Origin of the sequence: Actinomyces faecalis (genome assembly GCF_013184985.2) — a bacterium.
GTDB classification, from domain to species: Bacteria; Actinomycetota; Actinomycetes; order Actinomycetales; family Actinomycetaceae; genus Actinomyces; species Actinomyces faecalis.
This window is the reverse complement of the sequence record NZ_CP063418.1, coordinates 64,022-78,044: the sequence shown is the minus strand read 5'-3', so window position 1 is coordinate 78,044 and position 14,023 is coordinate 64,022. Positions and strand designations below refer to the sequence as shown.

General features: G+C 69.5%; 11 protein-coding genes. 8 read left to right on the top strand and 3 right to left on the bottom strand.

What is annotated here, in order from left to right; genetic code table 11:
- Positions 1 to 50 precede the first annotated feature (50 nt).
- Positions 51 to 1,115, top strand: coding sequence for a LacI family DNA-binding transcriptional regulator (locus HRL51_RS00315; protein ID WP_172192907.1), 1,065 nt, complete (start codon positions 51 to 53; stop codon positions 1,113 to 1,115).
- Between the two features lie 9 nt (positions 1,116 to 1,124).
- Positions 1,125 to 3,869 carry a lysylphosphatidylglycerol synthase transmembrane domain-containing protein gene (locus HRL51_RS00310; protein WP_172192909.1) on the top strand — a complete coding sequence of 915 codons (2,745 nt, stop codon included), beginning with the start codon at positions 1,125 to 1,127 and terminating at the stop codon, positions 3,867 to 3,869.
- 39 nt (positions 3,870 to 3,908) lie between these two features.
- Here HRL51_RS00310 and HRL51_RS00305 read toward each other — a convergent pair whose 3' ends face one another.
- A complete protein-coding gene (locus HRL51_RS00305; RefSeq protein WP_172192911.1) occupies positions 3,909 to 4,787 on the bottom strand; it encodes an inositol monophosphatase family protein in 879 nt (292 codons plus the stop codon).
- Positions 4,788 to 4,913: 126 nt separating this feature from the next.
- Here HRL51_RS00305 and tdh point away from each other — a divergent pair, with 126 nt between their 5' ends.
- Both tdh and HRL51_RS00295 read left to right on the top strand, forming a co-directional pair.
- Positions 4,914 to 5,984, top strand: coding sequence for an L-threonine 3-dehydrogenase (gene tdh / locus HRL51_RS00300; RefSeq protein ID WP_172192913.1), 1,071 nt, complete (start codon positions 4,914 to 4,916; stop codon positions 5,982 to 5,984).
- A gap of 12 nt (positions 5,985 to 5,996) precedes the next feature.
- Positions 5,997 to 7,184 (top strand): glycine C-acetyltransferase, encoded by a 1,188-nt coding sequence (locus HRL51_RS00295; RefSeq protein ID WP_172192915.1) that lies wholly within the window; start codon positions 5,997 to 5,999, stop codon positions 7,182 to 7,184.
- A gap of 94 nt (positions 7,185 to 7,278) precedes the next feature.
- Here the strand turns inward: HRL51_RS00295 and HRL51_RS00290 are convergent, their stop codons facing one another.
- Both HRL51_RS00290 and HRL51_RS00285 read right to left on the bottom strand, forming a co-directional pair.
- Positions 7,279 to 8,121: a hypothetical protein gene (locus tag HRL51_RS00290; RefSeq protein ID WP_172120618.1), complete on the bottom strand. Its 843-nt coding sequence runs from the start codon at positions 8,119 to 8,121 to the stop codon at positions 7,279 to 7,281.
- Between the two features lie 171 nt (positions 8,122 to 8,292).
- Positions 8,293 to 9,714: an amino acid permease gene (locus tag HRL51_RS00285; RefSeq protein ID WP_172120619.1), complete on the bottom strand. Its 1,422-nt coding sequence runs from the start codon at positions 9,712 to 9,714 to the stop codon at positions 8,293 to 8,295.
- Between the two features lie 55 nt (positions 9,715 to 9,769).
- Here HRL51_RS00285 and HRL51_RS00280 point away from each other — a divergent pair, with 55 nt between their 5' ends.
- From HRL51_RS00280 to HRL51_RS00265, 4 genes are all read left to right on the top strand, one after another.
- Positions 9,770 to 11,341, top strand: coding sequence for a DUF2079 domain-containing protein (locus tag HRL51_RS00280; protein WP_244960190.1), 1,572 nt, complete (start codon positions 9,770 to 9,772; stop codon positions 11,339 to 11,341).
- Positions 11,289 to 11,786 (top strand): fluoride efflux transporter FluC, encoded by a 498-nt coding sequence (locus HRL51_RS00275; protein WP_172120620.1) that lies wholly within the window; start codon positions 11,289 to 11,291, stop codon positions 11,784 to 11,786. The genes HRL51_RS00280 and HRL51_RS00275 overlap by 53 nt, the downstream gene beginning before the upstream one ends.
- Positions 11,783 to 12,241, top strand: coding sequence for a fluoride efflux transporter FluC (locus HRL51_RS00270; protein ID WP_172120621.1), 459 nt, complete (start codon positions 11,783 to 11,785; stop codon positions 12,239 to 12,241). Before HRL51_RS00275 ends, HRL51_RS00270 begins: the two co-directional genes overlap by 4 nt.
- Before the next feature lie 347 nt (positions 12,242 to 12,588).
- Positions 12,589 to 14,022 carry an MFS transporter gene (locus tag HRL51_RS00265; protein ID WP_172192917.1) on the top strand — a complete coding sequence of 478 codons (1,434 nt, stop codon included), beginning with the start codon at positions 12,589 to 12,591 and terminating at the stop codon, positions 14,020 to 14,022.
- The last annotated feature ends 1 nt before the right edge of the window (position 14,023 follow it).

Genomic DNA, 14,023 nt, shown 5'->3' with positions numbered 1-14,023 from the left:
CGTAGCATGTCGCCAACACACCGAGAAAGACGCAGATGACCGATCACCGCATGGCACCCCCTTCCCACCGACGACGCACGACGCTGGCAGACGTCGGACGCGCCGTCGGCGTCAGCGCCAAGACCGTCTCCAACGTCGTCAACGGCAGCGGATGGGTCAGCGACGAGGTACGCACCAAGGTCCTGCAGGCGATCGAGGAACTCGGCTACCGCCCCAACCTCGCAGCCCGCCAGCTGCGCACCGGCTCCTCCGGACTAATCTCGCTCGCCGTTCCCGACCTCAAGGAACCCTACTTCGCGGAGATGGCCGCGGCGATCGTCGACGAGGCCGAGCGTCGGGGCCAACGCGCCCTCATCTCCCAGACCCGAGGAGACCGGAGTCGAGAGATCGATGCGATCGAGGGCCTGGGCCTGCCTGACCTCGACGGCATCATCATCTCTCCACTCGCTCTCCAGCCGCAGGACATTCGTGAGCGCCGGTCCGCCACCCCGGTGGTCACAGTCGGGGAGTTCGGCGGCGAGCTCTACGGCTCGGGCGCCTCCCACGTCGGCATCGACAACGTGGCCGCCGCACGGGCCGCCACCCAGCACCTCATCGACCAGGGCTGCCGGTCCATCGCCGTGGTCGGCTACCAGGAGGACCAGACTCGCCAGACCTCGCTCCAGCGGTACACCGGCTACCGCCAGGCCCTCCGCGCCGCACGCATCAGCTTCGACGAGCAGCTCGTCGGTACCGTGGACGTGTTCACACGCGCAGCCGGGTCCCGTGCTGTTCTTCAGATCCTGGCACGTCAGAGCCGCTTCGACGGCCTGTTCTGCTTCTCCGACTCACTGGCTTTCGGCGCCGTCTACGCGCTATCCACCCACGGCCTGTCAGTACCGGCAGACGTCCGTCTCATCGGTTTCGACAACATCGAGGAGGGCCGGTTCTCGATACCCCCCTTCGACACGGTCGACCCGTCAACCACTGTGCTGGCCACACAGTGCCTGCGCATCATCGAGGACCGTACGACGACACAGGCGATCATCCCCTCCACAATCGTCAGCCGCGTAGTGCGTCCGGATGAGCCCGCCGTCATCCTCTCGGCCGATCCCGTCCAGACAGCCTCCGCATAAACTTCCCCTATGACCGACGCCGTCCCCGGGCCAGCCACGCAGCCCGCAGACTCTGACGCCCCGGCGACCTCGCCGGTCGGCATCCCCCGCATCGGCATCACCCCTGCCACCGAGCCCGCGCCGCCCCGGCCCCCGGTCATCCGCTCCCGCACGCTGCTCGTCGACTCAGCCCCTACCCGCCTGCGCCGCGCCGAGGACCTGCTGGACCTCAGCCTCAGCCTCCTGGGAGCGCTGAGCATGCTCATCCTGGCGGCCTACGCCCACGAGACGACCACCGGAGTCACCCAGGACGTCCAGAACGCCCTGGCCGTCGTGCTCCGTCAGGTCCTCGTCTTCCCCCTGCAGGCCGCGGAGGGACTGGTGACCTTCGCCGTCCCCCTGGCCGTCCTCCTTGAGCGCCTCCTGCGAGGCTCGTGGCGCAGCGCCGGTCAGGCGGCCCTGGCCGCGGTAGCAGGGTGGGGCCTGGGGCTCCTGGCCTACTCACTGCTGGAGACCTGGGGGCCGGGCTCCGTGATCTCAGGGCTGACGGTCTCTGGGTCAGGCTCGGCCCAGCTGGGCGTCTCCGCGACCTTCGCCGCCCTGGCTGGCCTGCTCACCGGCGCCGGCGAGCGCCGCTCGACCGCAGCGGTGCGCTACGGGTGGGCCGCGGTGTGGGTCGTCGTGGGCCTGGCCGTGCTGCGCAGTGCCCTGACCCTGCCCGGCGCGCTGCTGTCCGTCCTCCTGGGACGCGTCGTGGGCCTGGCCGTGCGCTACGCCTTCGGGGTGGAGGACCAACGGGCCCACGGGGTCGCGCTCGTGCGGGCGCTGCGCCGCGCCGGAGTCGACGCCGTGCGCGTGGTGCGTATGGACTCAGCGCCGCAGGCCTCGGCCTGGAACGTCACCACCGACGCCCCCCTGGGCTACACCGAGCAGGTACGAGAGACTCCTCTGGCCGCTCCCGGTTCTCCCGAGGAGGGGCAGGCTGAGGAGGAGGCCCTCGAGGAGCTCACCCCTGCCTCCCAGGCCCAGGAGACCCCCGGAGCCAACACGATCACCCCGGCCGACGACGTCGACCTCGCCGCCGTCATGGCACAGGCCCGCTCTGCCGCCCTGAGCGAGGGCCGTCCCGCTGTCCACCGCCTGTACGCGGTCTGGGACACCTCCGGCGTGCGCCGTGACGTCACCGTGCTCGACGCCGACCGGCAGGTCGCCGGGTTCCTCTCCACCGTCTGGGACCGCCTGCGCGTCAAGGGCCTGTCCCCCACGCGCGACATGTCCGTGCGACCGGCCGCCGAGCACGCCGCCCTCATGGCCCTGGAGGCCTCGCGCGCAGGAGTGCGTACCCCCGCGCTCTTCGGCCTGGCCGAGGCGAGCGAGTCGATGCTGCTGGTGACTGAGCACGTCGTCGGCGCCCGCTCCTTCGACGAGGTCGATCCCTCCGCGCTGTCCGACTCCGTGCTGGAGCAGCTGTGGGACCAGGTCCGCCGGGGTCACGCCGCAGGCCTGGCCCACCGCGAGATCGCCGCCTCCAGCGTCGTGCTCGACGCCGAGAACCAGGTCTGGCTGCTGGACTGGGACTCCGGTGAGACGATCTCCAACGAGCTCTCCCGCCGCGTGGACCTCGCCCAGACACTGGCCCTCGTCGCCACAACCGTCGGGGCGGAACGCGCCATCAGGTCCGCCTCACGCACGCTGTCCACCGAGCAGCTCGCCTCGATCGCCCCCATGCTGCAGCGGGTGGTCCTGCCCTCCTCGACCCGCGAGGTCATGGGCCGACGCGGCACCTTGCTCCAGGAGCTACGAGACGCGCTGGTCGAGCTGACCCCCACCGCCCACGCCGAGGCCGCCAAGGTCACCCGCTTCTCCTGGCGCACCGTCATCATGGCGGTCATCGGCCTGGTGGCGCTGTGGACGCTGCTGGCGCGGATGAACTTCGAGCAGATCAGCCAGGCCGTGGCCGAGGCCAATGTCTGGTGGATCATCGGGGCGCTGGTCTTCTCGCTGGCCACGTACCTGGGCGCGGGCCTGGCGCTGGTGGCCTTCTCCCCGGTGCGCCTGAGCGTGTGGCGCTCCACCGAGGTGCACCTGGCCTCCTCCGTGGTCTCCCTCGTGGCCCCGGCCGGCGTGGGTGGGGCGGCGATCAATCTGCGCTTCCTGTCCCGCAAGGGGGTGCCCACCGCCATCGGCGTGGCAACAGTGGCCCTGGTCCAGGTGGTCCAGTTCGTCGTCACCGTCGTCCTGCTCGTGGTCCTGGCAGCCACGACAGGGCAGTCCACCGGCCTGTCCCTGCCCTCCGGCTGGGTCATGCTAGCCGCTGCGGTGCTGGTGGCCCTGGTAGCCGTCTCCCTGTTCATCCCTCAGGTCCGCACCTTCCTGTGGGCCAAGATCGAGCCGACCTACCGACAGGTGTGGCCACGCCTGGTATGGGTGATGTCCAACCCTGGGCGCCTGGCCCTGGGGATCGGGGGCACCCTCCTGCTCAGCGTCAGCTACATCCTCGCCTTCGGGGCGAGCCTGTGGGCCTTCGGCTACACGCTGCCCTTCTCGGTCCTGGCTATCACCTACCTCGCCTCCAACACGGTCGGCTCAGTGGTCCCCTCCCCCGGTGGTATCGGGCCGGTCGAGATCGCACTGACAGCGGGCCTGGTGGCCGCGGGCGTACCCAGCGGCGTGGCCCTGTCCACGGCGATCGTCTACCGTCTGGTCACCTTCTGGATCCCGATCCCGGTGGGCTGGCTGAGCCTGCAGCGTCTACAGAAGAAGGGCGACCTGTAGCGCCCTCTCCGTGGCCGGGCAAGGGACCGCTTCCGGTCCTCAGCCCTCCACGAGCCGACGCGCCATCGTGGCGTGCGTGCTTGCCGGCCCTGCCAGCACCGACCCCGCCTCCCGCACGTCCAGGTGCGTACCGTCCACGCGGGTGACGACGGCGCCCGCCTCCTGGCACAGCAGCACGCCCGCAGCCACGTCCCAGGGCTGCAGCCGTGTGTGCACCAGGCACCCAGCGCGTCCGGCAGCGACCTCCGCCAGCTCCAGCGCCGCAGCGCCGTAGACGCGCAGTCCTCGCGAGCTCTCGATGATCTCCGGAAGGTGACGCAGCGCTGCCAGCGCGTGGAGGTGGGCGATGACGACGCCGTCAGCCAGCTCGCCGTCCTCGACCACCAGAGGCCGGGCTCCGGGAACGAGACGAGCCACCACCTCCGGCACCCCAGCGCCTGGGCCAGCCACGCCGTCGTCGTCTCCAGCCTTGCTGCCAGCCACGGACGGGCAGCCGGCCGCGCCGTCGTCGCGCACCCCGAGCCGACCCTCCCAGGCACCACGGCCCGCGAGCGCGACGTAGAGCCTGTCATCAACCGGGTCGGCCACGATGCCCAGCAGCGGCCGCCCGTCCTCGACCAGGGCGAGGGAGATCGCCCAGCCACGGTGGACGGCCACGTAGTTGAGGGTGCCGTCGATGGGGTCAAGCACCCACACACGACCGTCCCAGGAGCGTGCGGCGTGCGCCTCCTCGCCCACGAACGCGTAGCCGGTCGGGGCGAGCATCTCGGCGACCAGCGCCTCGACCTCGCGGTCAACCTGCGTGACGACGTCGTTGCGGTTGCGCTTGGTGCCGATCCGCAGGCTCTCGCCCGGGTCCAGCGCCACACGCGCCCCCGCACGCACGGCTTGAAGTCCCTGTGCCAGCAGCTCGTCCATGATCGCTTCCTCTCACGTCGGTGAAGTGGCCTCGACCTCAGTAGCCTAGGACCTGGGCGCACGCTACCCGCGCGCCGCCCAGACCACGGCGCGACGAGGCGCCCCACACAGCATGAGGAGATCCCGATGCGCGCACTACGCAAGCCGGCCCCTGGGCCAGGGCTTGAGCTCCAGGACGTCCCGGAGCCCAGTCCCGGGTTCCGTGAGGTCAAGATCCGCGTCCTGCGTACAGGACTGTGCGGCACCGATCTTCACCTGGCCGGGTGGGACGAGTTCGCCGAGGCTCAGCTCAACCCGCCCATGACGCTCGGGCACGAGTTCTACGGCGAGATCGTCGAGATCGGTCGCGGCACCGCCACGGACGACACCACAGCCGACGACGACACCGACTACCTCTCCATCGGCCAGCGCGTCAGCGTGGAGGGCCACATCACCTGCGGCCGGTGCCGCAACTGCCGTGCGGGACGCCGTCACCTGTGCATCCGCACCAACTCCATCGGCGTCAACCGCGACGGAGCCTTCGCTGACTACGTCGTGGTGCCTGCGCGCAACGTCTGGCCTCAGGCTGACGAGATCGACCCGGACCTGGGCGCGTTGTTCGACCCCTTCGGCAACGCCGTCCACACCGCCCTGCAGTTCCCGCTGGCCGGGGAGGACGTGCTGGTCACCGGCGCGGGGCCGATCGGCGTCATGTGCGCGGCGATCGCCCGCCACTGCGGGGCACGCAACGTCGTCATCACCGACCTGTCCGACTACCGCCTGTCCCTGGCCGCCCAGACGGGGGCCGTGACGGTCAACACCGCGACGCAGGACCTGCGTGAGGTCATGGCGAGCCTGGGGATGACCGAGGGCTTCGACGTCGGCCTGGAGCTGTCGGGAGCTCCGGCAGCCACTCGTCAGATGATCCAGGTGTGCAACCACGGCGCGAAGATCGCGATGCTGGGCCTGCCCAAGGCCGGCTACGAGGTCGACTGGAACCAGGTCATCACCCACATGCTCACGATCCAGGGCGTCTACGGCCGCGAGATGTACGACACCTGGTACAAGGGGAGCTTCATGCTGGGGTCCTCCCGCGAGCTGCGGGACCATGTCCGCGGCGTCATCACCCACCGCTTCGCACCTGAGCAGTGGAGCGAGGCCTTCGAGGCCGCTCGCTCGGGCGAGTGCGGCAAGGTCATCATCAACTGGGAAGACTGACAGGAGCTGAGCGTGTTCACCTTCAAGGACGAGATCATCCAGGAGCTGGCTGACATCGAGGAGGCCGGCCTGACCAAGCGCGAGCGCGTCATCACCTCCGCCCAGGGCAGCGAGGTGGAGACCGAGTCCGGGTCGGCGCTGAACTTCTGCGCCAACAACTACCTAGGGTTGGCGGACGACTCGCGCGTGCGCGAGGCGGCCCAGGACGCCCTGGAGCAGTGGGGCTTCGGGATGAGCTCGGTGCGCTTCATCTGCGGCACCCAGTCCCCCCACCGTGAGCTGGAGCGGGAGCTGGCCGACTGGCTGGGTACGGATGACGCCATCCTCTTCTCCAGCTGCTTTGACGCCAACGGGGCGATCTTCGACGTGCTGCTGCGCGCTGGGGACGCGATCGTCTCCGACGCCCTCAACCACGCCTCGATCATCGACGGTGTGCGCCTGTGCAAGGCCACGCGCTACCGCTACGCCAACGGGGACGTGACCGACCTGCGCCGCCAGCTGGAGGCGGCCCGTGAGGCCGGGTCGGAGCGGATCATGATCGTGACCGACGGGGTGTTCTCCATGGACGGCTGCTACGCGCCGCTGCCCGAGATCGTGGAGGTCGCCGAGGAGTTCGGCGCGCTGGTCATGGTGGACGACTCCCACGCCACCGGCTTCGTCGGTGCCACGGGGGCTGGCACGCCCGAGCTGCTCGGGGTCACGGTCGACGTGCTCTCCGGGACCCTGGGCAAGGCCCTGGGCGGGGCGAGCGGCGGCTACATCGCCGGCCCGCAGGCCGTTGTCGACATCCTGCGCCAGCGCGCCCGGCCGTACCTGTTCTCCAACACCGTGGCACCTGCGGTGGTGGGCGGAAGCCTGCGTGCCGTGCGCATCGCCCGGCACGCCGACGAGTCCCGGGCGGCGCTGGCACGCAACGCTGAGCTGTTCCGCTCCCTGATGGCGCAGGCTGGCTTCGAGCTGCTACCTGGGTCCCACGCGATCGTGCCGGTTATGTTCCCGGGCGAGGACGGTGCCCGGCTCGCCGCGCAGATCGCTGACAGGATGCTGGAGCTCGGCGTGTACGTCATCGCCTTCTCCTACCCCGTGGTGCCCAAGGGCAGGGCCCGGATCCGGGTCCAGCTCTCCGCCGCGCACTCCACCGACGACATCCGCCGGTGCGTGGAGGCCTTCGTCCAGGCCAGGGACGAGCTCGCAGCCTGAGCGGCGCGACGGGAGGGCAAGAAGACCTCCCAGCAGGAGTGACGGGGAGAAGATCCGCGTGATAGCGCGGATCTTCTCCCCGTTCTACCGAGGGCTAGCGCCTCTTGTCCTCCCACGACGCCAGCACTGCCGTCACGATGGGCACCGTCTGCCCGGTCATGACGTCGTCATAGGTCAGCCGCAGAGGGATCAGTCCCCTGGCGAGCAGCTGCTGGTCCCGCCACCGGTCCTTGCGCCATGCCGACCTCTCGGAGTGAAAGGCGTAGCCGTCCGTCTCCACGTCAACTCGCCCCTCAACCAACAGGTCGATCTCGCCGACGCCCGGCACATCCACACCTGGCACTGCCTGCATCCCTGCGTCCTCCAGCTCGATCCTGGCGAAGGACTCCAGGATCGAGCGCGAACGCTCCGAGCACCGAGCCAGGAGCCGCCGGGCCTTCGCGCAGTACCGGTTCCCTCGCAGGTGCACGGCAATCTCCTCACGAGTGGCAAGCTCCTGGTGAAGGATCCTGTCGACGACGGCGATAGCCTCCTTCGCCGGAGCGCACCGCAGAAGCCGTGCTGCCAGCCGGGCCGGCGACACGACCAGGTCCTGCCCGGGCACGAGGCCCTGCTCCCGGTGGACGACCACGCCCTCGAAGGAGGTCCGTCCACGGTTCGCAGGCACCGCCACATGGGGGACGTCATTGTGAACCAGGTCGGGAAGGCCGTAGAAGCTCATCGCCTCACCGCAGGTCACAAGCCCTCCCACACGCACAGCCGCCTTGACAGGTTCACTCACATCCGGGGAGCAGACGACCTTCCCGCTGCGCTCAAGGTATCCCTGCGCCACCAGGCTGCTCAGCGCACGTCGCCCCGAGGTGTCCAGCCCGAGAGCAGAGAGCCGGACAGCACCTACACGTGAGACCGCATCGAGGATCTGCCTGTGCCAACCCATGGGACCAGGCTGACAGACCGGTCCATCAGGCTGTTGTCCGCCTGTGGACGGACCTCACCTCCCTTGTCGCCGGCCCAACCTGTGGAGCCCGGGCTGCGACCCCAACCGTTGGCGTGCTGGGAGGGTAAGAAGATCCGACCGGCAGGCGGTCGGTACCAGATCCGCGTGTTCTCAATACCTGGCTTGGTCGGGTAAGGACTGCCTCGGGCTCTGGCCCTCCCGCGACGCCAGCCGTCGTCCACGCAGCCACCAGGCTGCCCCCAGCGCCACCAGCCACAGCGGCGAGATCGCCACGGCCATGCGCGTGTCCTGGGCCAGGGTTAGCGTCCAGGTCACGAACACGAAGAAGACCAGGCTCGCCCAGGCCGCCACCCGGCCCCCGGGCACCGTGAAGGTGCTGGCCGCGTGCCTGTCGGGGTAGATCCTGCGGTAGCGCAGGTAGGAGACCACGATGACGCACCACACGAGGATGAACAGCACGCTGGCCACGGTAGTCACCAGGGTGAAGGCGTCCATGATGGAGCCCGACAGGTAGAGCAGCGGGATCGCGCACAGCAGCCCGCCACAGGTCACCAGCAGCGAGGCACCCGGCACGCTGCGTGCGGTGAGCCTGCGGAAGACCGCTGGCGCCTGGTCAGCCATCGCCAGGCCGTAGAGCATCCGGGAGGTGGAGTAGATGCCCGAGTTCGCGCTGGAGGCCGCAGCCGTCAGCACCACGAAATTGACCACGCTGGCAGCCACGCCGAGGCCGGCCAGAGAGAACATCGCGACAAAGGGCGAGTCATCGGGTGAGACCTCTCGCCACGGGGTCACTGCCATGATGGCCGCGAGCGCACCGAGGTAGAACAGGACGATCCTCAGGGGGATGGCGTTAATGGCCCTGGGCAGGGTGACGTGGGGGTCCTTGGCCTCGGCCGCGGCCGTGCCGATGAGCTCAGTGCCGACGAAGGCGAAGACAGCGATCTGGAAGGCCCCGGCGAAGCCGTGGAAGCCGTGGGGGAACAGCCCGCCGTCGTTCCACAGGTTGGCCAGGTCGGCCCGGGCGCCGTTCGGTGCCTGGAAACCGATCACCACCATGTAGGCGCCCACGGCCACCAGGGCGATGATCGCCACGATCTTGACGATGGAGAACCAGAACTCGATCTCGCCGAAGGCCTTGACCGTGGCCAGGTTGAGCCCGAGCAGCACGACGACGGCGAGGACCGGCGGGACCCACAGCGGAAGGGTGGGCCACCAGAAGCGTGCGTACCCGGTGATGACCACGACCTCGGCCACTGCGGTCACCAGCCAGCAGAAGTAGTAGGTCCACCCGGTCATGTAGCCCGCCCAGGGCCCGATGAGATCATGAGCGACGTCCGCGAAGGATCGGTACTCCAGGTTGGAGAGCATGACCTCGCCCAGCGCCCGCATCACGAGGAACAGCACGGCCCCGATGACGGCGTACACCAGGAGGACGCCAGGCCCGGCCAGGGAGATCGTCTTGCCCGACCCCATGAACAGGCCCGTGCCGATCGCTCCGCCGATGGCGATGAGCTGGACGTGACGGTTCGTCAGGCGTCGCTGGAGCTGGGCCTCTTCCTGCTGCGCATCCATCGTCTCTCCTAGGGGCGGGTCCCGGGCATCTTAGCCCCCGATAGGCTCGGCACCGATGTTCACGCGTGCAGCCCGTCTTCCTGAGCGTGGCCGCATCCTGCCGGCAGCCGCCGTGACAGTGGTCGGCGCCGCCGTCTTCATCGCCCTGTCCGTGGGCCAGTGGCGCTCCTACCAGGTCCCCAGCTGGGACCTGGCGATCTTCTCCCAGCTAGCCAAGGACTACGCCAGCCTCCAGGCCCCGATCGTCCCGATCAAGGGCGAGGGCTTCAACCTCCTGGGCGACCACTTCCACCCGGTCCTCGTGCTGCTGGCCCCTGCCTGGCGGCTCGCCCCCAGCCCGCTGACGCTGCTTATCGTGCAGGACCTGCTCCTGGCGCTGTCCGCTTGGCCGCTGACTCGCCTGGCCACCCGCTACCTCGGCGCGGTCGGCGGCACGGTGCTCGGCCTGTCCTACGTCCTGTCCTGGGGCCTGCAGACGGCGGTCGCCGCCCAGTTCCACGAGATCGCCTTCGCAGTACCGCTGCTGGCCTGGGCCTCGGCCGCCTTTGCTGAGGGCCGCTGGTGGGCAGTGGCGGGATGGTCCGCGCCTCTTGTCCTCGTCAAGGAGGACCTGGGGCTCACGGTCCTCATGATCGGGCTGGCCGTCGTCTGGCGAGGCCGTCACGATGGCCCCGCTGGCGCCCCGGACCGTGCCCGGCTGCGGCTGGGCCGCCGGGTCCTGGAACCGACGACGACGCAGCTGGGCCTGGGTCTGGCGGCTTTCGGAGTCGTGGCCTTCCTGGTGACGGTGGGGCTCGTCCTTCCGGCGCTCTCCCCCTCGGGAGGCTGGGAGTACGGGCTGAGCGGCAACACCTCCGACGGCGGTGGCTTCTCGGGCCCCACGGCCGCCAACCCGCTGGTACGCGCCCTGTGGCCCCCGGTCAAGCTGGTCACCCTCCTCCTGCTGGCCCTGACCGCAGGCGGTATCGGTCTGGCCTCACCCTGGGCGGCGGTCATGCTGCCCACGCTGGCCTGGCGCTTCCTGTCGACCAAGAGCACCTACTGGGAGTGGTCGCAGTGGCACTACAACGCCGTCCTCATGCCTATCGCCCTGGGAGCGCTGCTGGAGGTGCTCATCCGCTTACAGCAGCACGCCCAGTCACCTGACGACGTCGCCCGCCTCCGCCCGGAGACTCGCCCACGGGGCCCGGCCTCCGACCTCTCTCTGTGGCGTCCCAGCACCCCGGCGTGGCTCCAGGGGCTGGCCCTGGTCGCCGTCGTCATCTCGACCGCCACCACCCTGTGGGCCGCACCGGGCCTCCCGCTGGCACAGATGACGGATCCGGGCTGGGGTCAGGAGAGCGCGCGCGCAGCCTCCGCACGCGAGGTCCTGGACCTGATCCCCTCTGGCGCCACGGTGGAGAGCGACCTGGGTCTGCTGCCCTACCTCGTGCCGGAGCACACCGTCTACTGGGTAGGTACCGCGCAGGGCGTGGTTCCCGACTACGTCGTCATCGACCCGCTCTCAGGCAGCTGGGGTGCCACCGCGCCACAGGATGCGGCCGCGTGGGCCGAGGAGCAGACTGGAGCCCGCTATGAGCTCGTCTTCGACCGCGACAGCTACCAGGTCGCCAAGCACGTGGGCTAGGAGGTACGGGACCCTGTCCGCCGTCTTTGCCGGCGGGGCCCTGGGCACGCTGGCTCGCGCCGGGCTGGCCCGCGCCTGGCCCCACTCCGCTGGGGGCCTGCCGACGGCGACTCTGCTCGTCAACCTCGTCGGCGCCCTCGCTCTCGGTCTTCTCCTGGGCCGTCTCGCCCTGCGCCCTGATGCCGGGTGGCGACGCACACTGCGCCTCGGGCTGGGGACCGGCTTCATGGGCGGGCTCACGACCTACTCCACCTTCCTGCTGGAGGTCGAGCACCTGGCTGGCAGCGGCAACCTCGTCAGGTCGATGGTCTACCTCGGCGGGTCGCTGGTGGCCGGGGTCGCTCTGGCCGCCGTCGGCCTGTGGCTGTCCGGGCTCGGTGCACGAGGTCGTGCAGCGGGTCAGCAGGTGCGCGGCAGGTCCTGCCGAGCGGGAGGCCGGTCGTGACCACGGCAACCTGGGTCCTGCTGGCGCTGGCGGGCGGGGTGGGCGCGGTGACGCGCTTCGAGGTCGACTCTCACGTAGGGGCCGCCGTCGCGGCACGACGTGAGCGAGAGCGAAGGCGAGCGGCTGTCGCGGCCTCGGCCACCGCCACAGGCTCGGGCCGCCGGCTGACCGTGGCCGTTCCGCTCGGGACGGTCGTGGTCAACGTCAGCGCGTGCCTTCTGCTCGGCATCCTGACAGGCGCCTCGCCATCGCTGGCGCCAGCCCTCATCGCGACCCTGGGGACCGGGTTCCTCGGCGGCTACTCCACCTTCTCCACCGCCTGCGTCGAGTCAGCGCGACTCGTGCTCGCCGGCCGGCCGTGGGCGGGGATCGTGCACGCCACAGCCATGGCAGGCAGCAGCCTGGTGGCTGCGGCCGGCGGCCTGGCCCTGGGGGCCGCACTAGCCACGGCGTGAGGCACCGGCTTCGCGCCATCAGCCGCCCACCTGCCCCGACCGGCAACATAGTGCAACCCAGCCAGGTCCCTGAGACCCCCTCCTAGCCTGGAGCCAGCCCGTGCGGCAGCACGCGTCCGCTCACGCAGGTGCTGCGGCGGCGGATCATCGCTTGAGGCCCTGAACAGTCGGTTTCGCTGCGGCGGCCGCAGGGATCGACTGTTCAGGGCCGAGATCGAAGGACTTGCGGGACACCCTGGAATACCGTCACCCAGCGGTCATTGACGAACTCTCACAACGCTGCTTCAATCGTCGTCGAATGAAAATAACCGGACGGTTAATCCGTCCGCACGGCCAAAGGAGGCCTCATGACCAGCGCCGCCGCAACGGATCCCCGGCTGGAAGAGCCGACGCGTCCTGGCACCTCTGCCAAGTACCTGGGTGGACGCCCCTTCATCCAGTACGTCATCTCCTTCATCATCTCCTCCCTCTTCCTCTTCGCCTGCTACGCGGCGATGGCGGGTATCCTCCTGCCGAACTCGGTCCAGACCATCGAGTTCCAGCACTACTTCGACGGCACCACCATGCAGTCCGTCAACGACGTCCAGCAGCTCACCCAGCTGCGCCAGGCCGTGGACGCCGGGAACGCGACGGCAACCGGTGAGGAGCAGCACCTGCTCGACCTCCTGGCTCAGTACGAGGGTGCCCGCGCCAAGTCGATCTCCCTCATGATGTCGATCGGCTCGCTGTTCACCCTCTTCGCCCAGCCCGTCATCGGCGTCATCTCTGACCGCTGGCGCTCACGGCTCGGCCGCCGCGCCATGTGGATCGTCATGGGCGCCATCGGCGGGGCGGTCTTCATGGTCGGCCTGCGCTACTCCTCGACCATCGCGATGCTCACGCTCTTCTGGACCGCGGGTCAGGTCTCCCTCAACATCATGCAGGCCCCGCTGTCCACCACCGTGGCTGACCGCGTCCCCCAGGACAAGGTGGGTCTGGTCTCCGGCCTGTCCGGCATCGGCATGATGCTCGGCTTCACCGGCGGCAGCATTATCGCCGGCACCCTGTTCAACACCCTTGGCCTGGACACCTACTTCGTCTTCGCCCTGGGTGTGGTCATCGGTGCGCTCCTGTTCGTCACCTTCGCCAAGGACCGCTCCTCCAAGGACCTGGAGGTGGAGAAGCTTGACTGGATCTCCTTCTTCAAGGGCTACGCCATCCCGCTGCGTGACCACGACTTCCGCTGGACCTGGATCGCTCGCTTCTTCATGTTCTTCGGCTACACCGCTATCTCGAACTTCGTCCTCTACATCCTCCAGTCCCACCTCCAGCCGGCCCTGTCCGCCTCCCAGGCCAACACGACCTTCGCCACGCTGTCCTCTGCCGCTCTGCCTGGTCAGCTGCTCATGATGCTCGTGGCCGGTCGCTGGTCGGACAAGGTGGGGCGCCGCAAGCCCTTCGTCATCGGCTCCTCGATCGTCATCGCGGCCCTCATGGCCCTACCGCTGCTCTTCCCGACCCTGCCGGTCTTCTACGTCTTCTACGTCGGCATGGCTGCCGCCTACGGCATGTACATGGCTGTGGACACCGCCCTGTTCATCGACGTCCTACCCGACCCCGAGGCTGCCGGCCGTGACCTCGGCGTGGCCAACGTGGCCACCAACATCGGCCAGATGCTCGCCCCGGTGGTGGCAGGCCAGGTCGTGGCCATCACCGCCGGCTACGACGCCCTGTTCATCATGAGCGTGGTCTCCGTGGTCATCGCCGCCCTCGCCATCATCCCGGTGCGCAAGATCAAGTGAC